Source organism: Mesorhizobium sp. B2-5-4, assembly GCF_006441095.1.
Classification (GTDB): Bacteria; Pseudomonadota; Alphaproteobacteria; order Rhizobiales; family Rhizobiaceae; genus Mesorhizobium; species Mesorhizobium salmacidum.
In genome coordinates, this window is the sequence record NZ_VFUR01000010.1 from 77708 (window position 1) to 102561 (window position 24854).

General features: G+C 62.8%; 32 protein-coding genes. 22 read left to right on the top strand and 10 right to left on the bottom strand.

All coding sequences use genetic code 11. The features are described from left to right. Positions 1-63: 63 nt before the first annotated feature. Genes cdd through deoA form a run of 3 tightly spaced genes read left to right on the top strand, consistent with a single transcriptional unit; the run spans position 64 to position 2633 of the window. Positions 64-456, top strand: coding sequence for a cytidine deaminase (gene cdd, locus FJ492_RS14835; protein WP_140502931.1), 393 nt, complete (start codon positions 64-66; stop codon positions 454-456). A 48-nt stretch (positions 457-504) separates the two neighbouring features. Continuing rightward, a complete protein-coding gene (locus FJ492_RS14840) occupies positions 505-1314 on the top strand; it encodes a purine-nucleoside phosphorylase (RefSeq protein WP_027143006.1) in 810 nt (269 codons plus the stop codon). Beyond that, the gene (gene deoA, locus FJ492_RS14845) at positions 1314-2633 is read left to right on the top strand and encodes a thymidine phosphorylase (protein WP_140502935.1); all 1320 of its coding nucleotides are present in this window, start codon (positions 1314-1316) and stop codon (positions 2631-2633) included. Before FJ492_RS14840 ends, deoA begins: the two co-directional genes overlap by 1 nt. Positions 2634-2640: 7 nt before the next feature. On the opposite strand, the gene FJ492_RS14850 is transcribed toward deoA, so the two are convergent. The 3 genes from FJ492_RS14850 to FJ492_RS14860 form a co-directional block, all read right to left on the bottom strand. Continuing rightward, a complete protein-coding gene (locus FJ492_RS14850) occupies positions 2641-3204 on the bottom strand; it encodes a TIGR02281 family clan AA aspartic protease (protein WP_140502937.1) in 564 nt (187 codons plus the stop codon). Positions 3205-4054: 850 nt separating this feature from the next. Next, positions 4055-4684, bottom strand: coding sequence for a uracil phosphoribosyltransferase (gene upp, locus FJ492_RS14855; RefSeq protein WP_140770622.1), 630 nt, complete (start codon positions 4682-4684; stop codon positions 4055-4057). 148 nt (positions 4685-4832) lie between these two features. Then, positions 4833-5807 (bottom strand): adenosine deaminase, encoded by a 975-nt coding sequence (locus tag FJ492_RS14860; protein WP_140502939.1) that lies wholly within the window; start codon positions 5805-5807, stop codon positions 4833-4835. Between the two features lie 134 nt (positions 5808-5941). Between FJ492_RS14860 and ubiE the strand changes: the two genes are divergently transcribed. The 3 genes from ubiE to coaBC all read left to right on the top strand — a co-directional run bounded on the left by ubiE (position 5942) and on the right by coaBC (position 9924). Next, positions 5942-6718 (top strand): bifunctional demethylmenaquinone methyltransferase/2-methoxy-6-polyprenyl-1,4-benzoquinol methylase UbiE, encoded by a 777-nt coding sequence (ubiE, locus tag FJ492_RS14865; protein ID WP_140770624.1) that lies wholly within the window; start codon positions 5942-5944, stop codon positions 6716-6718. Positions 6719-6788: 70 nt separating this feature from the next. Then, entirely contained in the window at positions 6789-8363 is a 1575-nt protein-coding gene (gene ubiB, locus FJ492_RS14870; RefSeq protein WP_140770626.1) for a 2-polyprenylphenol 6-hydroxylase, read from the top strand. Between the two features lie 88 nt (positions 8364-8451). Continuing rightward, positions 8452-9924: a bifunctional phosphopantothenoylcysteine decarboxylase/phosphopantothenate--cysteine ligase CoaBC gene (gene coaBC / locus FJ492_RS14875; protein ID WP_210241539.1), complete on the top strand. Its 1473-nt coding sequence runs from the start codon at positions 8452-8454 to the stop codon at positions 9922-9924. Positions 9925-9976: 52 nt separating this feature from the next. Here the strand turns inward: coaBC and FJ492_RS14880 are convergent, their stop codons facing one another. Together FJ492_RS14880 and FJ492_RS14885 are read right to left on the bottom strand one after the other, a co-directional pair. Further along, positions 9977-10558, bottom strand: a complete 582-nt coding sequence (locus FJ492_RS14880; RefSeq protein WP_140712010.1) for an invasion associated locus B family protein — start codon at positions 10556-10558, stop codon at positions 9977-9979. A 183-nt stretch (positions 10559-10741) separates the two neighbouring features. Then, a complete protein-coding gene (locus tag FJ492_RS14885) occupies positions 10742-11065 on the bottom strand; it encodes a hypothetical protein (RefSeq protein ID WP_246676031.1) in 324 nt (107 codons plus the stop codon). Positions 11066-11150: 85 nt separating this feature from the next. Between FJ492_RS14885 and FJ492_RS14890 the strand changes: the two genes are divergently transcribed. Together FJ492_RS14890 and FJ492_RS14895 are read left to right on the top strand one after the other, a co-directional pair. Next, positions 11151-11453, top strand: a complete 303-nt coding sequence (locus FJ492_RS14890) for a hypothetical protein (RefSeq protein ID WP_246676034.1) — start codon at positions 11151-11153, stop codon at positions 11451-11453. Positions 11454-11580: 127 nt separating this feature from the next. Next, positions 11581-12057, top strand: coding sequence for an NUDIX hydrolase (locus FJ492_RS14895; protein ID WP_140745241.1), 477 nt, complete (start codon positions 11581-11583; stop codon positions 12055-12057). A gap of 290 nt (positions 12058-12347) precedes the next feature. On the opposite strand, the gene FJ492_RS14900 is transcribed toward FJ492_RS14895, so the two are convergent. Then, positions 12348-12887 (bottom strand): GNAT family N-acetyltransferase, encoded by a 540-nt coding sequence (locus FJ492_RS14900; RefSeq protein WP_140745239.1) that lies wholly within the window; start codon positions 12885-12887, stop codon positions 12348-12350. 219 nt (positions 12888-13106) lie between these two features. On the opposite strand from FJ492_RS14900, the gene FJ492_RS14905 reads away from it, so the two are divergent. Further along, complete coding sequence (locus FJ492_RS14905) at positions 13107-13562, top strand: DUF2214 family protein (protein ID WP_140502953.1); 456 nt, start codon at positions 13107-13109, stop codon at positions 13560-13562. On the opposite strand, the gene nth is transcribed toward FJ492_RS14905, so the two are convergent. Then, positions 13556-14362: an endonuclease III gene (gene nth / locus FJ492_RS14910; protein WP_140770628.1), complete on the bottom strand. Its 807-nt coding sequence runs from the start codon at positions 14360-14362 to the stop codon at positions 13556-13558. The two genes, FJ492_RS14905 and nth, sit on opposite strands and share 7 nt — an antisense overlap. Before the next feature lie 22 nt (positions 14363-14384). Here nth and FJ492_RS14915 point away from each other — a divergent pair, with 22 nt between their 5' ends. From FJ492_RS14915 to FJ492_RS14960, 10 genes are all read left to right on the top strand, one after another. Beyond that, the gene (locus tag FJ492_RS14915; RefSeq protein ID WP_140502957.1) at positions 14385-14879 is read left to right on the top strand and encodes a DUF2244 domain-containing protein; all 495 of its coding nucleotides are present in this window, start codon (positions 14385-14387) and stop codon (positions 14877-14879) included. A 137-nt stretch (positions 14880-15016) separates the two neighbouring features. Next, positions 15017-15895, top strand: a complete 879-nt coding sequence (locus tag FJ492_RS14920) for a bifunctional helix-turn-helix domain-containing protein/methylated-DNA--[protein]-cysteine S-methyltransferase (RefSeq protein WP_140770630.1) — start codon at positions 15017-15019, stop codon at positions 15893-15895. Between the two features lie 224 nt (positions 15896-16119). After that, complete coding sequence (locus FJ492_RS14925) at positions 16120-16590, top strand: hypothetical protein (protein ID WP_140502960.1); 471 nt, start codon at positions 16120-16122, stop codon at positions 16588-16590. 21 nt (positions 16591-16611) lie between these two features. Further along, positions 16612-17004: a hypothetical protein gene (locus tag FJ492_RS14930; protein WP_140502962.1), complete on the top strand. Its 393-nt coding sequence runs from the start codon at positions 16612-16614 to the stop codon at positions 17002-17004. After that, a complete protein-coding gene (locus FJ492_RS14935) occupies positions 16971-17489 on the top strand; it encodes a hypothetical protein (RefSeq protein ID WP_140502964.1) in 519 nt (172 codons plus the stop codon). The genes FJ492_RS14930 and FJ492_RS14935 overlap by 34 nt, the downstream gene beginning before the upstream one ends. Then, a complete protein-coding gene (locus FJ492_RS14940; protein WP_140712018.1) occupies positions 17464-17946 on the top strand; it encodes a hypothetical protein in 483 nt (160 codons plus the stop codon). Before FJ492_RS14935 ends, FJ492_RS14940 begins: the two co-directional genes overlap by 26 nt. Positions 17947-18034: 88 nt before the next feature. Beyond that, on the top strand, positions 18035-18940 hold the full coding sequence (locus tag FJ492_RS14945) for a ribokinase (protein WP_140770632.1): 906 nt from the start codon (positions 18035-18037) through the stop codon (positions 18938-18940). 1 nt (position 18941) lies between these two features. Further along, positions 18942-20387, top strand: a complete 1446-nt coding sequence (locus FJ492_RS14950) for an amidase (protein ID WP_140770634.1) — start codon at positions 18942-18944, stop codon at positions 20385-20387. A 93-nt stretch (positions 20388-20480) separates the two neighbouring features. Continuing rightward, complete coding sequence (locus tag FJ492_RS14955) at positions 20481-21095, top strand: LysE family translocator (RefSeq protein WP_140770636.1); 615 nt, start codon at positions 20481-20483, stop codon at positions 21093-21095. Positions 21096-21170: 75 nt separating this feature from the next. Next, on the top strand, positions 21171-21551 hold the full coding sequence (locus FJ492_RS14960) for a hypothetical protein (protein WP_140770638.1): 381 nt from the start codon (positions 21171-21173) through the stop codon (positions 21549-21551). Positions 21552-21590: 39 nt separating this feature from the next. Here FJ492_RS14960 and FJ492_RS14965 read toward each other — a convergent pair whose 3' ends face one another. Then, positions 21591-22535, bottom strand: coding sequence for a nucleoside hydrolase (locus FJ492_RS14965; RefSeq protein ID WP_140770640.1), 945 nt, complete (start codon positions 22533-22535; stop codon positions 21591-21593). On the opposite strand from FJ492_RS14965, the gene FJ492_RS14970 reads away from it, so the two are divergent. From FJ492_RS14970 to FJ492_RS14980, 3 genes are all read left to right on the top strand, one after another. Further along, positions 22510-22836: a hypothetical protein gene (locus FJ492_RS14970; RefSeq protein WP_140770642.1), complete on the top strand. Its 327-nt coding sequence runs from the start codon at positions 22510-22512 to the stop codon at positions 22834-22836. The two genes, FJ492_RS14965 and FJ492_RS14970, sit on opposite strands and share 26 nt — an antisense overlap. A 1-nt stretch (position 22837) precedes the next feature. Then, complete coding sequence (locus FJ492_RS14975) at positions 22838-23263, top strand: Hsp20 family protein (RefSeq protein WP_013893014.1); 426 nt, start codon at positions 22838-22840, stop codon at positions 23261-23263. A 64-nt stretch (positions 23264-23327) separates the two neighbouring features. Continuing rightward, on the top strand, positions 23328-23585 hold the full coding sequence (locus tag FJ492_RS14980) for a DUF1150 family protein (RefSeq protein WP_015315721.1): 258 nt from the start codon (positions 23328-23330) through the stop codon (positions 23583-23585). Positions 23586-23657: 72 nt separating this feature from the next. Here the strand turns inward: FJ492_RS14980 and ptsN are convergent, their stop codons facing one another. Then, positions 23658-24122: a PTS IIA-like nitrogen regulatory protein PtsN gene (ptsN, locus tag FJ492_RS14985; protein ID WP_027056629.1), complete on the bottom strand. Its 465-nt coding sequence runs from the start codon at positions 24120-24122 to the stop codon at positions 23658-23660. A 57-nt stretch (positions 24123-24179) separates the two neighbouring features. After that, positions 24180-24764 (bottom strand): ribosome-associated translation inhibitor RaiA, encoded by a 585-nt coding sequence (gene raiA, locus FJ492_RS14990; RefSeq protein WP_027143036.1) that lies wholly within the window; start codon positions 24762-24764, stop codon positions 24180-24182. Between the last annotated feature and the right edge of the window lie 90 nt (positions 24765-24854).

Here is a 24854-nt window from a genome sequence, read left to right on the forward strand (position 1 = left end):
GGGTCGACAGTTCGGCGGACGAAGCATCGGGTTTTGGACACGATCATCGGAGAGAACAACTGAATGTCGCATGATCTGTTCGAAGCGGCCAAGTCCGCCATGGCCAAGGCCTATGCGCCCTACTCGAAATTCCCGGTGGGTGCCGCCTTGCGCACCGAGGACGGACGCATCTTCACCGGCGCCAACGTCGAGGTCGCCTCCTATCCGGAAGGCTGGTGCGCCGAGACCACTGCGCTTGGCCACTACATAATGGGCGGCGGTGGCAAGATCGTGGAAATCGCCGTCCTCGCCGAACGCATGGCCAAATGCTCGCCTTGTGGCGGCTGCCGCCAGCGGCTGGCCGAATTCTGCCGTCCGGAAACGAAGCTCTATCTGTGCGATGCTACGGGCGTCGCAGAAACAGTCACGATGGGCGACATGCTGCCCTATGGTTTTCGCGGCGATATTCTCAAATGACAAGCTTGCTCAAAATGAAAAGCTGGATCAAATGACGCGTAGGCCGAGATGACGGAAAAGGCGCTGGACCATCTTATCGAAAGGCTCGACGGCCTGGCGCCGTCGACCGCGCTGGTGCTGGGTTCGGGCCTGGGCGGCCTGGTCGACCGGATCGAGAATCCCATCCGCGTCTCCTATGCCGACCTGCCCGGCTTTCCCCGGAGCGGTGTCAGCGGCCATGCCGGCGAAGTGGTGGCCGGGCTGTTTGCCGGCGTTCCGGTGCTGATGCTGTCCGGCCGCGCCCACTATTACGAGCATGGCGTTGCGGCGGCGATGCGGCCGGTGCTGGAAGTGCTTGCCGGCATCGGCATCACGAAACTGATCCTCACCAACGCAGCCGGCTCGGTCGATCCGGATATGCCGCCGGGCTCGGTGATGCTGCTCACCGACCACATCAACTTCTCGGGCACCAATCCGCTGATCGGCGAGCCGAGCGACCGCCGTTTCGTCGGCCTCACCGAAGCTTATGATGCCGGCATGCGCGACGCGATCGAACGCGCGGCGAAGGCGACCGGCACAGCGCTGCACAAGGGCGTCTATATGTGGTTCTCAGGCCCCTGCTTCGAGACGCCAGCCGAAATCCGCATGGCGCGCATCATGGGCGCCAACGCCGTCGGCATGTCGACCGTGCCGGAAGTCATTCTCGCCCGCTTCCTCGGCCTGCGCGTCGCCGCCTGCTCGGTCATCACCAACCTGGCCGCCGGCATGACCGGCGCCGAGCTTTCGCACCAGGAAACCAAGGACATGGCGCCGGTTGGCGGTTCGCGGCTGGCAACGGTGCTGCAGCGCGTGTTCCGTGACGGGCTGCTGGAGAGCTGATGCTTCCGCAGGAAATCATCCGTCACAAGCGCGACGGCCATAGGCTGGCGCCTCACGAAATCGCCGCCTTCATCGACGGCGTGACGTCGGGCACCGTAACCGACGGCCAGGTCGCGGCCTTCGCCATGGCGGTATTCTTTAACGGTATGAGCCGCGACGAGGCCGTGGCGATGACGCTTGCCATGCGCGATTCCGGCGACGTGCTCGACTGGTCGGATTTGCCGGGCCCCGTCACCGACAAACATTCGACGGGCGGTGTCGGCGATAATGTCTCGCTGATGCTGGCGCCGATCGTTGCCGCCTGCGGTGCCTATGTGCCGATGATCTCGGGCCGAGGTCTCGGCCATACCGGCGGCACGCTGGACAAGATGGATGCCATTCCCGGCTACATCAGCCAGCCCGACATCGCGCTGTTCCGCAAGGCGGTGCTGGAAACAGGCTGCGCCATCATCGGCCAGACCGCCGATCTGGCACCTGCCGATCGCCGGCTTTACGCCATCCGCGACGTCACCGGAACCGTGGAATCGGTGCCGCTGATCACCGCATCGATCCTGTCGAAGAAGCTCGCGGCAGGCCTGCAATCGCTGGTGCTAGACATCAAGGTCGGCAATGGCGCCTTCATGGAGAAATCCCGCGATGCGACCGCGCTCGCCAACAGTCTGGTCGAGGTCGCCAGCGGCGCCGGGCTGAAGGTCTCGGCGCTGATCACCGGCATGAACGAACCGCTGGCCTCGGCCGCCGGCAATGCCGTCGAGGTGCGCAACGCCGTCGATTTCCTGACCGGCCGCTTGCGCGACCGGCGGCTGGAGAACGTGACGCTTGCGCTTGCCGCTGAAATGCTGCAGTCGGCAAGGTTGGTATCGTCCAACCAGGACGGGATGCGCCGCGCCACCGAGACGCTCGCCAGCGGCCGCGCCGCCGTCACCTTCGCGCGCATGGTGACCGTGCTTGGCGGCCCTGCGGATTTCATCGAAAAGCCGGAAAAATACCTGCCCGGGGCGGCAACGGAATTCGCGGTCAAGGCGACGACGGACGGTTTCGTTACCGGCATAGCCACCCGCGACATCGGCCTCGCGGTGGTCGGGCTGGGCGGCGGGCGCACACGGCCCGACGACAAGGTCGACCCCGCGGTCGGCATCACCAGGCTGCTGCCCATAGGCGCGGAAGTAAACGCCGGAGATGCGCTGGCGCTAATCCACGCCCGCTCGCCGTCCGATGCCGAGGCGGCTGCCGCGGCCGTGCTTTCAGCCTATGCGATCGGTGCTTCGAAGCCGGTCGCCGACAAGTCGGTCATTCGGCGGATTCTGCCGCGCGACTGAGTGGACCCTACTGAACCAGCAGCAATGTGCCGTTCTCGGCCTGATACTTGCCGAGCCGGTTGAGAAAACTCATGCCGATCAGGTTGGTGCGCAGTGCCTTGTCGTCGAGCACGATCGCCTGCACACCGTCGACGCTGATGCTGCCGATCTGCAGGCGGTCGATCATCACCACCGCGGCCTTGATAACGCCGTTGGCGGTGCTGACCTCATGACTGAAATCGGAAGGATTGAGCGACAGCCCGATCCTGCGCGCCGTCGACGTATTGACCGCCACCAGCGTCGCGCCGGTGTCGATCATGCCGTCGACCTGACGGCCGTTGAGCTTGAAGGTGGACGAGAAGTGTCCACGCCCGTCAGCCGCAACCACGACCTTGCGGCCGGTTGGCAGCGGCGCCACCGGCTTGTCGGGAACAGACGCCAGACTGGCCTCGGGTTGCGTCTCGGCCCCAGGCTTGGCCGTCACCGCCGATTTCAGCAGGTCTTCGAATACTCGCGGATTTGACTGGTAGACAACCGGGATCGATGCCGACGCACCGGCAAAGACGCTGAGAATGAGAAGCTTGCGCAGCATGGATCGGCCTTGGTGAAGTCGACACTTACCACGTTATGGTGTTTGCTTTTTTAACGAGGGCCGAAACCGCAGGTTTTCGTAAACGAACCGTATCGGGCAGGGGAATCGCCAGCCTGTATCAGTAGTGTTGCTCCTGGCCTATGCGAATTTATGGATCAATGACGGCTTCGCTATTCGTGAAAACGCCTGCTGAAACATGGATTCGCTAACGCCTGGCATTAGAGACGACAGTTTGCCAAATAGGTATTGGGGATCCGTTGCGCTACGTGGGAAGGAGATTAGCGTCATTGGAATGTCGTTTCTTGACAATGATTCAATCAGATTTGCGAACTTGCGATACAAAACGCCAATCTGTTCATCCGCATGGTCCGTCTCCCACAGTCCTCCCGCAACCGGGGAGCCGTCTGGCGAGCCAGTTGTTATTTCCTGCACGTAAGCTCGACTGGCCGCGGCATCCTCAAACCGTCGGACCGGAATGACGACGTGATCTATCTTAATGCCAGCAGCCAAGACCGCGTCCACATTCTCACATAGAAATGGACTCTTGATTATTCTCGGGCCACACGGATCAAAGATCCCTCTTTCCAGGCCTGCTCGGGCTTTCGGAGAATAATCTGTCGCCGACCATTCGCCGGTATCCAGACCAAGCTCTGTTAGCAGCTCGACAAGATAAGTGGTTCCAGCCCTCCCCGTCCCACTGATGAAGATCCGCCTTGTCTCTTTCGTGGGGCGCCTTAATCGAGGCAAGAATCCGAGTATGGGTAACACGCGAAAATACCTTGGATGCCAGAGAACTACTGCTCAATTCGCCGGTACGGGGACGTTCTATAGACCTGAGACGATCAGAAGCCTATTTCGTCCCGTACATGCGGTCGCCGGCGTCGCCGAGGCCAGGCATGATGTAGCCCTTCTCGTTGAGCTGGCGATCGATGGACGCGGTGAAGACCGGAACATCCGGGTGCGCCTTGGTAAAGCGCTCGATGCCTTCGGGCGCCGCCAGCAGGCACAGGAAGCGGATATTGGTGGCGCCGCGCTCTTTCAACTTGTCGATCGCCGCGATCGCCGAATTGGCTGTCGCCAGCATCGGGTCGACGACGATGACCAGCCGGTCGGCGAGGTCGCTCGGCGCCTTGAAGAAATACTCGACAGCCTCCAGCGTCTCGTGATCGCGGTAGAGGCCGACATGGGCGACGCGGGCCGCCGGCACCAGGTCGAGCAGGCCTTCGAGCAAGCCGTTGCCGGCGCGCAGGACCGAGGCGAAGACCAGTTTCTTGCCCTCCAGCGTCGGAGCTTCCATCATCTCCATGGGCGTTTCGATCGTTGTCGTCGTCAGTTCGAGATTGCGGGTGACCTCATAGCCGAGCAGCAGCGAAATCTCGCGCAGCAGCCGCCGGAAGCCTGCCGTCGAGGTCTCCTTCTTGCGCATGATGGTCAGCTTGTGCTGGACAAGCGGATGGTCGACGACGGTGACGCCCTTCATGATGTTCTCCTGATGCGGTGTCGCCCGAAACCGCGCGCATGGACCCTTTCGGACGTGTCGCGCTTCAAGCTGCTTGGGCGAACCCTAGCGGTATTGGACCGGCCAAGGAACCGCTTGGCCGCATCGACCACAGCTTTGTCGGAAGAAATCAGCGAGCGGCACTGTTCAGCCGGGCAAGAAGCGCCGCTTTGGTCTTGCGGTCGACGAAAGCCGCCTCGATGGCCGTCCTGGTGACCGCGGCGAGCGCTTTCTCATTCATCGCGAAATGCTCCGCCGCAATGTCGTATTCGCGCTTCAGCGAGGTCCAGAAATAGGGTGGGTCGTCAGAGTTGAGCGTCACCTTGCAGCCCGCCGCCTGCAGGGCCGGAAACGGATGGTCGGCGAAACTGTCGAAGACCTTGAGCGCGATGTTGGAACCGGGGCAGCACTCCAGCACGATGCCCTCGTCAGCGATGCGCCGGACAAGGTCGGGATTTTCGATGGCGCGCACGCCATGTCCGATGCGCGACGGGCGGATATGGTCGAGTGCCGCCTGGACAGTCTCCCAGCCCGTCAGTTCGCCGGCATGGACGGTGATGCCGAGCCCGGCCTCCCGCGCGATCTCGAAAGCCCTGACATAGTCTTCCATGTCGCCCGTGCGCTCGTCGCCGGCGACGCCGAAACCGGCGACCAGCGGATGGCCGCAGCGCGCCGCGAAGCGTGCCGCCCGCTCGATCGATTCGACGCCGACATGGCGCACGCCGGTGACGATCATGCGGCCCTCTATGCCGGTCTTGGCCTTGGCGCGCAGCATGCCTTCGCCGAGCGCATCGGTGTAGGCCTTGGGCGACAGTCCGGCTTTCGTCGCGTGGTCCGGCGAGGTGAACACCTCGGAGTAGATTGCCCCGTCGCGGGCCAGGCTGGTCAGATAATGGTCGGCCAGCCGCGCGTAATCCTCCTCGGTCCGGAACAGGTCGGCGGAAAAATCGTAAGCCGCGAGAAAGGAGGTGAAATCCTGCCAGACGAAGGACCCGTTCTGGATATAGGGCGAGGTATCCTTGCCGTATTTCTGCGCCTGGCGGATGACGAGATCTGGCGCCGCTGCCCCTTCGATGTGGCAGTGCAGTTCCGCTTTCAAAGGCATTCAAACATCCCGTCGGTCAGTCCAGGTCTTGAAAACCCACCACCTGGAAGCGCGGCTGAACACCGCGCCTTAAACAATAGCGCCCGCATCACCGATCGGCTATGGTCCCGCCGGTTTTATGACGGATCAAAAAAATGTCAGTTGAGAGAACCACGGCCGCCGGCGGCATGGAAACCTCCTATGGTTTCAGGCGTGTAGGGGAAGGCGAGAAGCAGTCCCTGGTCAACGATGTTTTCCGCAAGGTCGCCAATCGCTACGACCTGATGAACGACCTGATGTCAGGCGGCCTGCACCGGCTGTGGAAGGATGCCATGGTCGCCTGGCTCAATCCGCCCAAGCGCTCGGGCTGGCGTGTGCTCGATGTTGCCGGCGGCACCGGCGACATCGCCTTCCGCATCGTCGATGCCAGCCATGGCCATGCCCATGCCACCGTGCTCGACATCAACGGCTCGATGCTCGCTGTCGGCCGTGACAGGGCCGAAAAGAAAGGCCTGTCCGGCAACACCGATTTCGTCGAGGCCAACGCCGAGGAACTGCCCTTCCCTGATGCCAGTTTCGACGCGTACACCATCGCGTTCGGCATTCGCAACGTCCCCCATATCGACGTGGCCCTGGACGAGGCGTTCCGCGTGCTGAAGCCCGGCGGCCGCTTCCTGTGCCTGGAGTTTTCCGAGGTCGAGATGCCGTTGCTCGACAAGGTCTACGAAGCCTGGTCGTTCAATGCCATTCCCAGGATCGGCAAGTTGGTCACCGGCGACGGCGAGCCCTATTCCTATCTGGTCGAATCGATCGCGAAATTCCCCAATCAGCAAAACTTCGCGGCGATGATTTCCCGCGCCGGCTTCGATCGCGTCTCCTTCCGCAACTATTCAGGCGGCATAGCGGCCCTGCATTCGGGCTGGAAGCTTTGACGTCGTCGCCCATCTCCAACACGCGACGTGCCTTGCGCCAGTTCAATGAACCAGTGGGGCGGACGCGGCCATGAGCACCGTCAGCGCGGGGTTCCGGCTCGTACGGGCCGGTTGGGTGCTGGTGCGCGAGGGCGTCGTCGCTGCCTTGCCCGGCGAGGAACTGTCCGGCCTGCCGAAATTCGGCTGGCGGCTGGCGCGGCTGTTCACCCGCCGCCGCGCGCTTGCCTATGAGCGTAGCGATCGGCTGGCCAAGGCAGTGGTCCGGCTCGGGCCTTCCTATGTCAAGCTTGGCCAGTTCCTGGCGACGCGGCCCGATGTCGTCGGCAACGACATGGCGCTCGATCTCGCCATGCTGCAGGACAAGATGCACACCTTCCCGACGGCCGAGGCGGTCGCGGCGATCGAAGCCTCGCTCGGGCGCAAGCTTGGCGATCTCTACAAGCAATTCGGCGACCCGGTCGCCGCCGCCTCCATCGCTCAGGTCCATGCCGCTGAAACCGTCGATGGCGGCATCGCCAGGAAGGTAGCGGTCAAGGTGATCCGGCCGGGCGTGCGCCGCCGCTTCTTCCACGACCTCGAAAGCTATTTCCTCGCCGCCCGCCTGCAGGAAAAATACATACGGTCGTCGCGCCGGCTGAGGCCGGTCGAAGTAACCGAGACGCTGGCGCAGACCACCAGGATCGAGATGGACCTGCGCCTCGAGGCGGCCGCGCTCTCGGAACTTGGCCAAAGCACCAGGGAAGACCCTGGCTTTCGCGTCCCTTCGGTGGACTGGGAACGCACCGGTCGCGACGTGCTGACCATGGAGTGGGTCGACGGCGTCAAGATGAATGACCTCGCCGGCCTCGAAGCCGCCGGCCATGACCTGAAGGCGATCGCCGCCAATCTCATCCAGTCCTTCCTGCGCCATACACTGCGCGACGGCTTCTTCCACGCCGACATGCATCCGGGCAATTTGTTCGTCGAGGCAAACGGCACCATCGTCGCCGTCGATCTCGGCATTGCCGGACGCCTCGGCAAGAAGGAGCGCCGCTTCCTCGCCGAGATCCTCTACGGTTTCATCACACGCGACTATCTGCGCGTCGCCGAGGTGCATTTCGAGGCCGGCTATGTGCCCCGCCAGCACAACGTCTCCGCCTTCGCGCAGGCGATCCGTGCGATCGGCGAGCCGATTCACGGCCAGCCGGCCGAAACCATTTCTATGGCCAAGCTTTTGACGCTGCTGTTCGAGGTGACCGAACTCTTCGACATGGCGACACGGCCTGAATTGATCCTGCTGCAGAAAACGATGGTGGTGGTCGAGGGCGTGGCGCGCACGCTCGATCCGGCTTTCAACATGTGGAGGACCGCCGAGCCGGTAGTCAGCGGCTGGATAGCCGGCAACCTCGGGCCGCGCGGCTTGCTGACCGACGCGCGCGACGGCGGCAAAGCGATGCTGGCGCTAATCCGCCAGGCGCCGGAACTCGCGGCCCGTACGGAACGGCTGTCGCGAGAGATCGACCTGATGGCCGAGCACGGCCTGCGCTTCGATGAGGCGACCGCCCGCGCCATCGGCAAGGCCGAGGCACGCTACAGCCGTTCTGGCCGTGTGGCGCTGTGGGTGATCGCGCTGACGCTGGTCTATATCGCCTGGAAGCTTCTTTAGGCCCCCGTCGCTCCGAGGCCTGCGGCTTGCGGCAATTTGATTGCATTGCTATCATCGCTATCGGACAAAATGAGTAGAGTGCAATCATATGGCCAGCATCACGATCCGCAACCTTGATGATAAGGTCAAGGAACTGCTGCGCCGGCTGGCGGCGGAAAACGATCGCTCCATGGAAGAACAGGCGCGGGTGATGATGCGGGCCGCTGTCGACGGCCAGATCGGCCCGGTTGGCCGTCTCGATCAGATCGAGAAAGCCCTCCTTGAACTGGCCAATTCGCAAGGCGCCCCGACCGTGGCGTCGGCCTTGGCAGTCAAGAGCTTGCCGCGAGGCACACTTTCCAACAAGCGCATCCTGCTCATCATCGGCGGCGGCATCGCCGCCTACAAGGCGCTCGATCTGATCCGCCGGCTGCGCGAGCGTGGTGCGGCGGTGCGGGTGGTCATGACGTCGGCGGCGCAGGAATTCGTGACGACGCTGTCGGTCGGGGCGCTCTCCGCCGACCATGTCTTCACCGACATGTTCGACCGCAACGATGAACACGATGTCGGCCACATCAGGCTGTCGCGCGAGGCGGACCTCCTGGTGGTGGCGCCCGCAACCGCCGACCTGATGGCCAAGCTCGCCAATGGCCATGCCAACGATCTGGCCTCGACCGTGCTCATCGCCACCGACAAGCCGGTGCTGATGGCCCCGGCCATGAACCCGAAGATGTGGTCGCATCCCGCCACCCGCCGCAACCGCGCCACCTTAGGCAAGGACGGCATCACCTTCGTCGGCCCCGCCAAGGGTGAGATGGCCGAGAGCAACGAGGCCGGCGAAGGCCGCATGTCCGAACCGTTGGAGATCGTCGCCGCGGTCGAGGCGCTGCTCGATGCCGGGCCCAAACCGCTGGCGGGGCGCAAGATCATCGTCACGTCAGGCCCGACGCACGAGCCGATCGATCCCGTGCGCTATATCGCCAACCGGTCGTCCGGCAAGCAGGGCCATGCCATCGCCGCGGCATTGGCAAGGCTTGGCGCCGATGTCCGACTTGTCTCCGGTCCCGTAAGCATTGCCGACCCAGCCGGCGTGAAAACCATCCATGTCGAGCGAGCGCAGGAAATGCGCGACGCGGTGGAACAGCTTCTGCCTGCCGACGCCGCGGTATTCGTCGCCGCCGTTGCCGACTGGCGCACCGAGAATTCGGCCGGTGAGAAGATCAAGAAGGTCGCGGGCGAAGGCCCGCCGGTGCTGCGCATGGTCGAGAACCCCGACATCCTGGCTGGTGTCGGTCACCACGAGCAGCGACCCGGCCTGGTCGTCGGCTTTGCCGCCGAGACGCAGGATCTCTTGCGCAACGCCGAGGCCAAGCTCAGCAAGAAAGGTGCCGATCTCATCGTCGCCAACGATGTGTCGCAGACCAGCGGCATCGGTCCTTCAGGCGTGATGGGCGGCGATCGCAACCGGGTCCGGATCGTGTCTAGGACCGGCATCGAGGAATGGCCTGAGATGACCAAGGACGAGGTGGCGGCGCGGCTCGCCGCGCTCATCGCCGAGCGGTTGAAAACGATCGTCGTCTGACAAGTGTTGACGGAAGCCGCCAACATCCTGTCGCGTGCTGTGCGCTAAGCCGTCAGTTGGCCAAAAGCTCAGCCGTGCGGGCAAGCGCCCCGCCGAAGCCATTGAGCGGAATTGAAAAGCTTACGACTTGCCCGGTATCGGCCGCGAACGCGTCGATCTTGAGTGTGGTGCCGTTCTTCAGCAGCGGCGTGACATTGGCATCGAACGCCACCGGCACAAGGCAGCCGACCACCTGGCAGGTGTTGAACGGCAGGCTGCCATCGAGCTTCTGGTCGTCTATGGTCAGCGCGACACCCTTGGCAAGCGCCAGGCCGAACGGCAGGGCAAGGGTTCCGGTCGCATCCTCGCCGGTCTTGCTCGACAGCTCGATCGCCAGCAGCCGCTGGTTGCTTTGCTTGTTGAACTGCTGATGCGACAGGCTGCAGACCTTGTTCGTGCCCGATATCTGGCAATTGACCGTCCAGTCGCCGTGAGTTTCGGACAAGGCCGATGCACCCCCGGGCAGCTGCGGCGCGTCAACTGCGGCGGGCGGTGTTGCCGTCACCTTGTCGCTCTTGGCTTGCGCCGCCATGGCCGGCAGGCCGGCGATACAGGCGGCACCCAGCACTGCTGCGAAATACGCGTATTTCCTCATCAAGACCTCTCCCGGCTCCGCCTCGAGCCAGTCTAGAAACTGGCCTTGAGAGACGCGCTGACTGCATTCTGTTTGACCGTTTCCCCGAAGGCGCCATTATACCTGACGGACATGCCGACGCATTGACGCCTTTCGGCTCGAGGCGGGCGCCGACCCGATAGAGCGGCGAATCGATCGCTTCCGTCAAGTGCAATGCCGGATAGCCGGGCAGATTCTCCGCAGCCGCAAATCGGCCACTGCGCCATCTGGAACACGCCCGGATCGGTGAGTGCCGGAACCCGGATCCTGCGCCAGTTCGAGGAAAGTCGGATCGTCGGCGTAGAGAACGAGATCGGTGCCGTTATCCACCTTGAACTGGACGTTGAAGTCCACTGCCGGATGCAAGGTCTTCGCCTCGATGCCGGAATCAGCCGTCGCCGAACCCTTGGCCACCGCATATTCGGTGAACAGCTTGTCGATCGACAGGAAGTTCAGCGGAGCTTCGCCGTCGAGGTTGTTGAGGTCCACGTCGTATTCCCGCCATGGCATCGCAGGACAAACACCCTATATATCTGGTGCGATGAGGTTTTCTTGCAGGAATGAGCGGATGTACATGCGTCGTACACCTATGAGTTTCGTGCTGGCGGTGCTGGCCGGGGCGGCTTCCGTAGGCTTTGCATCGCCTGCTTCCGCGCAGGTGCTCGATCCTGCGGCCAGAAACAATGTGCTCATCCAGCAGAATGACCTGCAGGCCTTGCAGAGCCGGATTCAGCGGCAGCAATTTCAGCAAGAGCAACAGCAGTATCGTGCCCAGGATCGCGTTATCGTCCAGCAGCCGCCGCCTGTCGTTCCGCAGGTCAGGCCGAGCTGCCAGACGCAGATAATCGGCAACACCGCCGTCAGCACCTGCCGCTGATCGACGGGCATCTTCTTTTATTTAGCCGACTTACATGGTAGGGCACTTTAGGTGCCCCTGCGGCAGTTTGGATTTTGCAAAGGCGTCGCATCACGCTAAGGGGCATTGGAGCGACTGGATTATCAAGATGGCAGCCACCAAGAAAAAGGCCGTGCGCCAGGCCAAGAAAGGCGAAAGGATCCGCCAGGTGGCGGCCATTCCCTTTCGGCTGAACCCGCGCGGCGGTATCGAGGTGATGCTGGTCACATCGAGAACGACGAGACGCTTCATCGTGCCCAAGGGGTGGCCGATGAAAGGCAAGAGCGGGCACAAGGCAGCCACCATCGAGGCATTGGAGGAAGCCGGGGTGCTTGGCAAAACGCTGAAGCAGCCGGTGGGCACCTATTCCTACTGGAAACGCTTGGCCAACCGCTTTGTCCGCGTTGACGTCATCGTGTTTCTGCTGGAAGTGACGGAAGAGCTTGCCGACTGGCAGGAGGCCAAACGGCGGCAGCGGGCTTGGCTGGCGCCGGCCGAGGCCGCGATGCTCATCGACGAGCCCGATCTCTCGACGCTGGTGAACACCTTGGCGCTGCCCAAGCCCGTGCCGCTCGAGCAGGCATAAGCCTCAACTATCCGTGCCCTCATCTGCAGGAAGCGGCCGTGCCGGCGGGCCGCTAAAGGCCCACAGCCATTCGCGCGGAAAAGTGTGGGCGGTTTCCTGTCCGTATTGCGTCGCAACAAAGAGTTTGAAGCGCTCGAAAGCGCTTAGTTCAACTTGACCAGAACCACCCGACGGTTCTTGGCGCGGCCGGTCTCCTCGTCATTGCTGGCGACGGGCGCCATCATGCCGGCTCCGGCCCTCGCTTGATGATGGATGCTAGCAGAGCGGGTATGTCCAGTCGCTGACGCCGCTCAGGACAGCCGCTCCAGCAGGATGGCAGGCGCGTCGTGATAGAGGGTCTGCGTCAGCTCGGTATAGCCGCACTTCCTGGCGACGTTCAACGAAGCCGTATTCTCGGGATCGATGATGCAGACGGTTCTGGCACGTCCGAACGTCTCGTCGCCCCAGCCATGCACGCGGCTGACGATCTCCGTGGCGAGGCCGGCGCCGTGCGCGGCCGGAGCGAGCGCCCACCCCGCCTCGGGGATACCTTCGATCGACGGCTCCATGTCGCGCTTCAGATCGTGGAACCCGGCCTCACCGACGAAGCGGCCAGTCGCTTTCTCCTCGATGGCCCAGAAGCCGTAGCCGAGCAGCGACCACAGGCCGGCGTGACGCAGGAAGCGCATCCAGCTTTCCTCACGCGTGCGCGGCTTGCCGCCGATGAAACGGGTGACGACGGGGTCGGCCCACATCGTGGCATAGGCATCGAAATCGCCGAGCCGGTGTGCCCGCAGGATGGTTCGCGGGGTCTCAATGACCGGGGCGATGGTCGCTTGCGTCGTGTTCATTGGATTTGTCTCGCGTTACGGCCTGCGGTTAGCAAATCGCCGGCGCGGTGCAAGAGCCAGGAACCAGGAACCATCATCCAAGGCGCAACGTCCGGCAGCCTTCACGACATCCGGGCGCTATGGGATTTTCGCGCGGCGGTGTTATTTTCGACGCCGGCTGTTTCAGCACGTCCCAATTTTTCACGCCCCGGCCACTGCCGCCGATCCAAGGAAATCCGCATGGACACCACCGACCTCGTGCTCGCCATCATCCACCATCTGCTGGTGTTCTCGCTAGCCGGGATCATCGGCGCCGAATTCGTGCTGATCCGTGGGGATCTGCCGGTCGCGACGCTCAAGCGGCTCGCCGGCATCGACCGCCACTACGGCATCATCGCCGCGCTCATCATCATCGTCGGCATCGGCCGTGTCGCCTGGGGGCTCAAGGGTTGGGAGTTCTACGTCTACAACTGGGTGTTCTGGGCCAAGATGGCGGCATTCGGCACCGTCGGCCTGCTGTCGATCATCCCGACCGTGCGTTTCATGTCCTGGAGCCGGCAGGCGAGCGCCAATCCTGCCTTCGCGGTGCCTGTCGGCGAACTGGCTTCGGTGAAGACCTATATCCGCGCCGAGGCGTTCGTTTTCCTGCTGATCCCGGTTTTCGCCGCGGCGATGGCGCGTGGCTACGGCTACTGATCGTCGGCGGCAATCGTTTCAAGCGGAGCGATCGGCACCAGCGGTGCCGGAATGCTGGTCGTCTTCACCTCTGCCTTGCAGATATCTGCGATAACGCAGGCCGGACAATCCGGCTTGCGCGCCTTGCAGACATAGCGGCCATGCAAGATCAGCCAGTGATGCGCATGGCGCATATATTCGTCCGGGATGATCTTCAGAAGTCCCTGCTCGACCTGTTCCGGGGTCTTGCCGGGCGCCAGGCCAAGCCGGTTGCCGATGCGCAAGATGTGGGTGTCGACCGCCATCGTATGCTGGCCGAAGGCCATGTTGAGCACGACATTGGCGGTCTTGCGCCCGACACCGGGCAGCTTGACCAACTCATCGCGGTCATCGGGCACCTCGCCGCCATGGTCGCGGATCAACGCCTCCGATAGTGCGATGACGTTCTTGGCCTTGTTGCGCCAGAGACCGATGGTCCTGATATAGTCGCCGACCCTGGCTTCACCCAATGCCAGCATCTTTTGCGGCGTATCGGCGGCTTTGAACAAAGCCCGCGTCGCCTTGTTGACGCCGGCATCGGTCGCTTGCGCCGACAGCACCACCGCCACAAGCAGCGTGAAGGGGTTGACATGTTCAAGCTCGCCCTTCGGCTCTGGCCGCTGCACCGAAAAGCGTCGGAATATCTCGTGCACTTCGGCCGGGCTGTAGCGCGAAGTCCGCCGCGCGGGCCGTGGACGCGGCTTGGCATTGGAGCCGTCGCGCCGTCCGGACGGCGGCTCTTTTTCGGGCATGGAAGATTCTTTGGACTTGGGGCTGGCCATTTCCCTCCTATAATATCCCGTCATGAGCGACACAAACGCCTCGTTTCAGGCTGATGAGCCCTTCTTTCACGCATTGCTGACCCCACACCGGTCGCTGGGCCGGACGGGCTTCCTGATCCTGATGGGCGCACTGATGTTCGGCTGGCTGGTCACGGGTGCGTTTTTCCTGTCGCGCGGCGCCTGGCCGGTGTTCGGCTTCTTCGGCATCGACGTGATTGCCGTCTATATCGCCTTCCGCGTCAATTATCGGGCCGCACGCGCCCGCGAGGAAGTGTCGGTCTCGCGCACCAGCCTCGACATCCGCAAGACGGCCCCCTCGGGAAAATCGGAAGCGCATCGCTTCAACCCTTTTTGGGCGCGTTTTTCGGTCGCCCGTCACGCCGAGATCGGCATCACCAGAATGATCGTGGAAGCACAGGGCCAGAACGTGCCGATCGGCGGCTTCCTCGACCCCGATTCCCGCGAGAGCTTCGCCACCGCCTTCGCGCGCGCGCTGGCGACCGCCAAGGCGCGCTAAAGCAATTCCAGGAAAAGAAGCGGTTTTCCGTCCGGGCTCGAACCCGGAGTCTATCTGGGCAAGTGCTGCAAGAAGGCAAGTTTCGGGTGGCGATCGGCGCCCCAAGAGGCGATATTCCGGCCCAAGGAGACAGGTCCATGAGCACACACACGGCAGTCCTCAAGAAGGACATCACGCCCGAGGGCAGCGACTACGAGATCGTGCGCCGCGCCATCGAGAAGATCAGCCTCGACTATCGCGACCAGCCATCGCTGGAAGAACTGGCCGAGGAGGTCGGCGAGACGCCGACCGGTTTGCAAAAACTATTCACTCGCTGGGCCGGCCTGTCGCCCAAGGCCTTCCTGCAGGCGGTGACGCTGGACCATGCGCGCAGGCTGCTCGATTCCGGCATGCCTCTGCTCGAAACCTCCTTCGAACTGGGCATGTCCGGCCCCGGCCGGCTGCACGACCTGTTCGTCACCCATGAGGCGATGTCACCGGGCGACTACAAGACGCGCGGCGCTGGCCTCACCATCCGCTACGGCTATCACACCTCCCCGTTCGGCGCTGCCCTGATCATGGCCACCGACCGCGGGCTTGCCGGCCTCGCCTTCTGCGACCCCGGCGAGGAACGCACCGCTTTTGCGGACATGTCCGGCCGCTGGCCGAACGCGCTCTATGTCGAGGACAGGGAAGCGACAGGGCCCTATGCCGCGCGCATCTTCGAGCCGACGCTGTGGCGCGCCGATCAGCCGCTTCATGTCGTCATGATCGGGACCGACTTTCAGGTCCGCGTCTGGGAGGCGCTGCTCCAGATCCCTATGGGCAAGGCCCGTACCTATTCCGCGATCGCGGCCAGCATCGGTGCGCCGAGCGCCAGCCGCGCGGTCGGCGCCGCCAACGGCGCCAACCCGCTCTCCTTCGTGGTGCCGTGCCACCGCGCCATCGGCAAATCAGGCGATCTCACCGGCTATCACTGGGGCCTGACCCGCAAGCGCGCCATCCTGGGCTGGGAGGCGGGGCAGATTTCGTCGTGAAATGTCGATTTTTGCTTTCTGCTGCGGAGAATATATACGAACATTTGGAAATGCGCAGTATTATTACGCATGATTTTGGAATTTCTGGATACAACCGTGGACAACCGTCGGTTCCTTCAAGAGCTTTATTTCGGCGTCTTATTTAAGTTTACGCTAAATTAACCACGATAAAGCGATGATGACCCATATTAATTCGGGCGATCCGACTTAATAGGAGGATCTCGATGAAGTTGTTCCGCACCGTGTTTGGTGCAGCCTTGCTGGTCGCGTGCCTGGACCGCGCGGCGATGGCCACAACGCAGAATGTTATCTTTAATGGCACGGTCACCGCGACCTGTACGCTCGTTGTCGGCACCAACGGCACGATGACGGTGAGCGCCGACCTTCAGTCGCTGAGCTCCCACAACAGCGGCGGTTCGGCTGGAACAGTCACGCTCACCACCACCGGGGGTGTTTCGCTCAGCGTCGATCCGGTGACCCTCACCACCGTGCCGGCCGCCGACAGCACGGCCATCACCTGGACACCGACCTATTCTGCCAGCGGCGCCCACACGATCGCGGAAACGGCGTCCTCCACCGCCCTGACTGTCCCCGGCGCCGACCTTGTCTCGGTCCATCTCGCCGGCACCAAGGGCGGCAGCAACCGCTTTGCCACCGGAAACTATCAGGCAACGGTAACACTGCGCTGCGAATAGGCCGTCGCGAAGGAGAGGTCCTTGAAACATGCACGAATCCTGGCGACGGCGGTGGCCGTCTGCCTGCCGGCCATTGCGGCCAACGCCCAGTCGATGTCGCCGATGCGGGGCGAGGTCAACAGTTTCACCGACGCCTTCGCGGTCCGCGTCTTCCCCGCCAATCCCTACGGCCAGAAGATAAGGGTCGAAATCCACGTCTACGATCAGGATTTTCAGCCAGTGGACGCCAAGATCTCTCCGAGCGTCTTTCAGCTGGGCTCGCAGGCTTCCCGCCCCGTCCTTGTGGTCGTGCCCTTCGGCGGCGCTGCCGAGCGTAAAGTGCGTATCTGTACCGAGAGCATCCCCTTTCCCAATCAACAGACGCAGATAAAGGCACAGATATGCGGAAAGTTTTTTGGGCACCGCAAGTCCTGACAGTCGCGTGTGCGGCAATGTGGGCGGGGATCTCGCCGGTGCTGGCCGAGGATGTCTACAACCTCAATCAGAACGAGAGCGGCTTCAATTTGCCCGGCGTGACGTTGCCTCAGGGCCAGGACGAGGTCCACGCTTCCGACGGCACCACCTGCCGTTCGGCGGTGTCGGGCACCGGCGCCTATTTCGACCTCGGCGTTATCAGAGGCAACAGCCAGTCGAACAACGACGTCGCCACCTACGGCCGCGTGGTGATCCCGATCGGTCGTGCGCCGAAACGTGTCGATTGCAGCCGCCTCTATGAACTCGAGGTCGAGCGCCTGCAACTGGAGCTGAAACTGCTCAAGATGGGCCTCGGCGGCGACGGCCCGACGGCGAGCGTGGCCGCCAGCGCTCCCACGCCCGTGGCCGCATCACCCGGATGGGCCAACGAAGGCTGGAGCATCAGGACCGGAAGCGGCGATGGCAAGAAAAAGAAGAAGAAATAACCGAGCGCTGCTTGCGATGGCCGCGCTCGCCGGCTTCTGCCTTCCGGCGCAGGCGGCGATCATCGGCACCTGCACCATCATGGTCGGGGCATCGGGAACGATGACCGCAAATCCGGCCATCGGCATACTCGGATCCAAGCAGGCAGGCGGATCGAGCGCCAGTGCCACCGTGGTGGCAAGCTCCACGCTGTGCTCGCTGTTCAACCTGCTGGACTGTTATTCGGTTTCAGCGCCGGCGCCTGCGGCATTCTCGTCCGCGCCGAGCGGCGGTGGCACCAACGTGACCTTCGTCTCGGTCTTCCGCCTCGATGGCTCGGGCGTCGACAACAATGGGGGCGTGCCGCAAAGGGTCGTCAACGGCACCCACGCCATGCAGGTCGACCTCACCGCCACCAAATCGAGCGGCATCTTCCCGGCCGGCAGCTATCAGGGCATCGTCACAGTGCTGTGTGAGTGAGGCGGCAAATCGCGCTGGACCATTCGCGTGGTCTGGCATCGAGCGGCCTGGCAGGATAGCTTCCCCTGCATTCAGCAGGAGGCATTTCTTGATTATCGTAGTCGGCTCGATCAACCTCGACCTTATCGCCAATGTCGACCGCTTGCCGAGCCCCGGTGAGACGGTGAGCGGTTCCGGTTTCACAACGGCGCCCGGCGGCAAGGGCGCCAACCAGGCGCTCGCCGCCGCACGTGCCGGTGCTCAGGTGCGCATGGTCGGCGCCGTCGGCAAGGACAATTTCGCACCAGAAGCTCTGGCGTTGCTGCGCGAGGCCAAGGTCGACCTGTCGGGTGTGGGAGAGACCTTTGCCTCGACCGGCACGGCGCTGATCATGGTCGGTGACGACGGCGAGAACATCATCGCCGTGGTTGCCGGCGCCAATGCTTCCGTGGTGCCCGGCGACCTCTCCAAGGCTTTTCTGAACAAGGGCGACGTCGTGCTGCTGCAGCATGAGATTCCGCTCGCGACGATCGATGCGGCACTCGACCAGGCAAGGGCGGCCGGCGCGGTCACCGTGCTCAACACGGCTCCGTTCCACGCCAAGGCGGCCGGCTTCCTCGGCAAGGCTGATTACGTCGTAGCCAACGAAACCGAGTTCGACCTCTATGGCGAGGCGCTGGCGCTCAGCGGCCGCGATCGGAAGGCGCGCATGCGCGATTTTGCCGGGAAAACCGGACGCGCCATCGTCGTCACGCTTGGCGGCGAAGGCGTGATGGCTGCGACGCCGAGCGATTTCCTGACCGTTCCCGCGTTGAAGATCACGCCGGTCGACACGGTCGGGGCCGGCGACACATTCTGCGGCTATTTCGCGGCCGGCCTGGCGTCGGGCCTCACGCTCGAACAGGCATTGGCGCGTGCCGGCGCCGCCGGCTCGCTGGCTTGCCTCAAGCCCGGCGCCCAGCCGGCAATCCCGCTGGCCAAGGATGTCGACCAGGCCTTGCAGAAAACCCGTTGAGATGATGCGCCCGCGCACCAGACATGCCGTACCCGCGGCCAGCGACATCTGCCGCCTGTCGGCTGTCGAACTCGCCGACCAGATTCGCCGAAAGAAACTCTGCGTGCGCGAGGTGGTGACGGCGTTCCTCGATCGCATCGATGCGGTCAACCCGCTGGTCAACGCCATTGTCTCGTTGCGCGACCGCGCCGACATCCTGCGCGAGGCCGACGCCGCCGATATCAGGCGGACGGATGGAAGCGGGTCCCTCTTTGGCCTTCCCATTGCCATCAAGGACCTTGCCTCCACAACGGGCCTCAGAACCTCGTTCGGCTCGCCGATCTTCGCCGATTTCGTGCCGCAGGAAGACGACTTCTTCGTCGAACGCATCCGCGACGCCGGCGCCATCATCATCGGCAAGACCAATGTTCCCGAATTCGGGCTCGGCTCCAACACCTACAACAACGTGTTCGGGCCAACGCTGAATGCTTTCGATCCGTCGCTCACCGCCGGCGGCTCGAGCGGCGGTGCGGCGGTGGCGCTGGCACTCGACATGGTGCCCGTCGCCGACGGCAGCGATTTCGGCGGTTCGCTACGCAACCCGGCAGCCTGGAACAATGTCTACGGTTTTCGGCCGTCGCAAGGGCTCGTGCCCGCTGGTCCCGACTTCGAGGTTTTTCAGGCGCAGATGGGCGTCGAGGGGCCGATGGGCCGCAACGTCGCCGACATGGCGCTGTTGCTCGACGTGCAGGCCGGTTACCATCCGCAGGCGCCTCTCTCCTATGAAAAGCAGGGCTCCTTCCTTGAAGGGCTCGCGACGGTGGCGACCGGCGGCCGCATCGCCTGGCTGGGCGATCTCGGCGGCCATCTGCCGATCGAGCCCGGCATCCTCGACCTTTGCGAGGCAGCACTCGCACGGTTCGCGGATGTATCCTTCCTGACCGAGCCCTTGCGACCGGATTTCGATTTCGAAGCACTCTGGCAGGCCTTCGTGGCGCTGCGCCAGGCCAGCAGCGGCTGCGCCCTGAAAGTGCATTATGACGATCCCGCCAGGCGCGGCCTGTTGAAACCGGAAGCCGTCTGGGAAGTGGAGAACGCCATGCGGCTGACGGCGCCGCAAATCCGAGCGGCTTCGGTCGTGCGCACCTCCTGGCACCGGATGCTGTTGTCGATCTTCGACCGCTTCGACCTCATCGCGCTGCCAACCGCGCAGGTCTTTCCCTTCGATGTCGGCACCCATTGGCCCCGCGAGGTCGCCGGGCGGGAGATGGACAGCTACCATCGCTGGATGCAGGTTTCAGCCTTCGCCACCTTGGGCGGTTGCCCGGCGGTCAATGTGCCGGTCGGCTTCGACCGCAGGGGCCGGCCCATGGGCATGCAGCTGATCGGCCGGCCACGCGGCGACCTCGCCGTGCTGAAGGCCGCGGCCGCCTATGAGACGACGTTGCCTTGGCCGGCCGGCGCCTGAGCCAGGCACGCCGCGCACCGGCTTGCGTCGTTATCGCCGCCATGCATTGATTGTCGCCTGAAAGGCCGCGTAGCGGCATTGCGAGGAAAAATCATGTCGCTGGAACTCTACGCCGCCTATGTTCTTGCCTGCATCGTCATCATCCTGGTGCCCGGGCCGACGGTGACCTTGATCATCGCCAACAGCATCCGCCACGGAACTCGTGCCGGTCTCGCCAACGTTGCCGGCACGCAAGCCGGCCTTGCCGTCCCGATCGCCATCGTCGGCATCGGCCTCAACACGCTGATCTCGGGCATGGGCCACTGGTTCGAGTGGGTGCGTCTGATCGGCGCCGCCTACCTGATCTGGATGGGCGTGCAGATGTTCCGCTCGAAGGGCACGCTGAACGCCGACGGAACCGCACGGAAACCACGCGGTGGCTTCTTCCTGCAGGGCCTGCTCGTGGCGCTGAGCAATCCCAAGACGCTGATTTTCTTCGGCGCCTTCTTCCCGCAGTTCATCGCGCCGCAGGGCAATTATTCGCTGCAGATCGTCGTCATGGGCCTAACCGCCATGATCTTCGCCGTCATGTCGGATTCGACCTATGCGCTCGCCGCCGGCCGCGCCGGCCGCATGCTCTCGGCCAGCCGCGTCAAGCTCCTGTCCAGGATCAGCGGCAGCTTCATGGTCGGCGGCGGCCTGTGGCTGGCGTTTTCGCGGTCGAAGTAACCACGAAAGCGCCTTCTTCATAAATTTTCGCAGAGACACATTGAAGAATTGCACGCCACTGCACAATTCTTCACTATGCGCAAATCAAACGTTTCCTTTCGGGATCGCTTGCTTATTTGGCAATACGAGTACAGCGACGCAGTGGTCGGCATCGCTTTCTTTTGCGTCTTTGGGCTGATGAAATCCATCGCGATTGTAGAGCTTCAGGCCAATCCGGTCGTCGCCACCCAACGCGTGATGGCCGTGGTCGAATACATTAGAGTGAAGCCTATCAGCCCGTATGCCATGGTAGGTCACAATTTATACTACACCTACGATGTACGCCTTGATGACGACAACACGCGGATATCGATCGACGATGACGTCGAGCGACCGCATCTTCTTGGCTCTCTCGTTCCTATTGAACGGCAGCACCACAAGCACGGCGTCGACACCTATCGATTGCTCAATGGGTGACAACGCGCGCTGGTGACAACGCGCGTTGTCCAAAAAACGTCAGTTAAGCCGCCTCAGCCTCTCCACCAGCAGCGCAAAAAACCCGTCATGGTCGATGTCGCGCATCACCATGGCGTTCTTTTCCCGCTTGGTCACCCCCCACCAGTCGATCACGGTCATGCCCATGGTCAGTTCCGAGGCGGTTTCCACGCTGACATTGCAATTGCGGCCCTTGAACAAATCCGGCTTCAGCAGATAGGCGATAACGCACGGGTCGTGCAGCGGCCCGCCGTCGGTGCCGTACTTCTCCTCGTCGTAACGCTCGAAGAATTCAAGCATGTCTGCCGTGGCGATGCCGACCTTGTTGCCAAGCTTGCGGAAAGCGTCGATGCGCTTGGACGTGGTCAGCGCCTTGTGGGTAACGTCGAGCGGCATCATCACGATCGGGATGCCGGACTTGAACACCAGATCGGCGGCCTGTGGATCGACATAGATGTTGAATTCGGCGGTCGGCGTGACATTGCCGCCTTCGAAGAAGCCGCCGCCCATCAGCACGATTTCCTTGATGCGCGGTGCAATGCGCGGTTCGCGGATTAGTGCCAGCGCTATGTTGGTGAGCGGCCCGAGCGGGCAAAGGGTGATGGTGCCGCTCTCTTCCTTCATCAGCGTCTCGACGATAAAGTCGACGGCATACTGCTCCTGCAGCTTCATCGTCGGTTCGGGCAGTTGCGGCCCGTTGAGACCGGTCTTGCCATGCACTTCCTCGGCGGTGACCAGTTCGCGCGCCAACGGACGGATGGCGCCGGCATAGACCTTGATATCTGGCCGGCCGGCCAGTTCGCAGATCTTGCGGGCGTTCTTTTCGGTCAATTTCAACGGCACGTTGCCGGCAACGGCAGTAATGCCGATGATGTCCAGTTCGCTACTGCCGAGCGCCAGCAGAATGGCGACGGCATCGTCCTGGCCGGGATCGGTGTCGATGATGATCTTGCGTGGTTGGGGCATTTCAGTTCCTTGTTTGGCTAGCCATCAGCTCACCGGACCGATCGTGCGCCCGAAAAACGCCAACCGGCTGCAAGCTGCCGAACCGCTCGACGGGGGAACGTCCCGGCCTGCGCGCTTCTCCTTGCATCCGCGCGTCGTTTCAAGCGCCATGTCGATTATTCCTGTGAGTCCACGGCTTGGTCTTTTTGGGCGGGTCTTTTGGTGGCTTGAACTTGGTCGTGGGGCGGACCATATCAAGACCATCGGGAAAAATGCCATTTGGGTTTTTCCAGTTTATGTCGCTCTTGAGAGGACAGTGTAACATGAGCCGAATGACGCCTTTCTCCAGCCCGCTTCTCCTGGGTTTCGATGCCATGGAAAAGACCCTGGAGCGTCTGGCGAAGTCCGGTGACAGCTACCCTCCCTACAACATCGAGCGCCTCAGCGGTGCCGACGGCAAGGCCGAAAGGCTACGCATTACACTTGCTGTCGCCGGTTTCGCCGAAAGCGATCTCGATGTGACAACGGAGGAAAACCAGTTGGTCGTGCGCGGTCGTCAGACCGACGATACCGAGCGCGAATTCCTTCATCGCGGCATTGCCGCACGCCAGTTCCAGCGCTGCTTCGTGCTGGCCGACGGCATGCGCGTGATCGCGGCGGAGCTGAAGAATGGCCTTTTGTCGATCGACCTCGATCGGCCGGAGTCTGAACGGCTGGTACGGAAAATAAATATATCGGTGAAAGACTGATCTTCACTGATGGCTCTCATGCGGGATGGCCTTGAGCGGCGTCCTCGCGCCAAGGAGGCTTGAAATGACCAGAACTGACGAAACCATCACCATGACCAGCGGCGAGTTCGCCCATCTCGGCGAAGGCTCGGTCGCCTATCTGCGCAAGGTCTCGAGCGATGAACTGCTCGGCCGCTTCCCCAACATCGGCGAAATCGCGCCCGGTATGGAGCTGTGGGCCCTGTTTGGCGCCAACGGCCAGCCGATCCTGCTTTCCGATGCGCGTGACCGTGCCTTGGCCGGCGCCATGGAAAACGACCTGACCACCGTCGCCATTCATTAAAGTCGGCCAGCGGGTTAACTGAAAAGGGCCGCTCACGGCGGCCCTTGGGGTGATATCTTAAAAAAGATGGCTTCAGGCCGCGTGCGAGGCCTGTGTGTCCGACAAAAGCGCGTGGATCGCCGCGGCGTCGCGCGTTCCCCTGACCTTGGCCACCGTGTCGGCGTCGCGCAGCACGCGCGCGATGCGCGACAGCGCCTTTAGGTGATCGGCACCCGCCCCTTCCGGCGCCAGCAGCAGAAACACCAGATCGACCGGTTGGTCATCCAGCGATTCGAAATCGACCGGGGTTTCCAGCCGGGCGAAAACGCCGGCGATGCGCTTCACGCCGGCGAGCTTGCCATGCGGGATGGCGATGCCGTTGCCGACGCCGGTCGAACCCAGGCGTTCGCGCTGCAGGATGGTGTCGAACACCTCCCGTTCCGGGATGCCCGAAATCGCCGCGGCTCGCTCGGACAGCAATTGCAGAAGCTGCTTCTTGGAGTTCGCCTTCAACGCCGGCAAGATCGCCGGAACGCTGATAAGATCGCTCAGATCCATGCTTGAAAATCCTTGTTCGCCTGCCGCGCCAGTCCCCACCCCTCGTGCGGCCGGCTTTTATCCCTGTGCGACTTTGGTCGTGGACGGATCGATCCAGCCGATGTTTCCGTCGGGCCGGCGATAGACAATGTTGAGGTGGTCGGTTCCGGCATTGCGGAAAACAACCACCGGACTGTCCTTGGTATCGAGCTCGATGACGGCTGAGGCCACCGACATGGTCTTCAGCGTCATGGTTGATTCGGCGACGATGGCCGGTGCAAAATCCTCCGGGATTTCCTCATCGTCATCGGCAAGCGGTGCCATCACGGTATAGGCAATGTCGGTCAACTCGCCATTGGCATTGCCCGAATTGTGCGATTTCAGACGGCGCTTGTAGCGCCGAAGCCGGGTCTCCAGCCGATCGGCAGCAGCCTCGAAGGCGAGCGTCGGATCCTGGGCATCGCCGGTGGCCTGCAGCGAGGCGCCGGAATCCAGCCTGATCATGCAATCCGCCGAATAGCGCGAGCCCGATTTGATGACGGTGACGTGCCCCGCGAAGCCGCGATCGAAATATTTGCCGATCGCTTCACCGACACGATCGTTGATGCGTGTGCGGAACGCATCGCCGATATCCATGTGCTTTCCCGAAATGCGCAGATTCATCTGAAAACTGACCTTCCTTGCTCAGGCTTCAAACTGGCCCGAGTTTATACTCGTGATCCGTGCGCACAAGCTTTGCGGCGTCACTCGCGC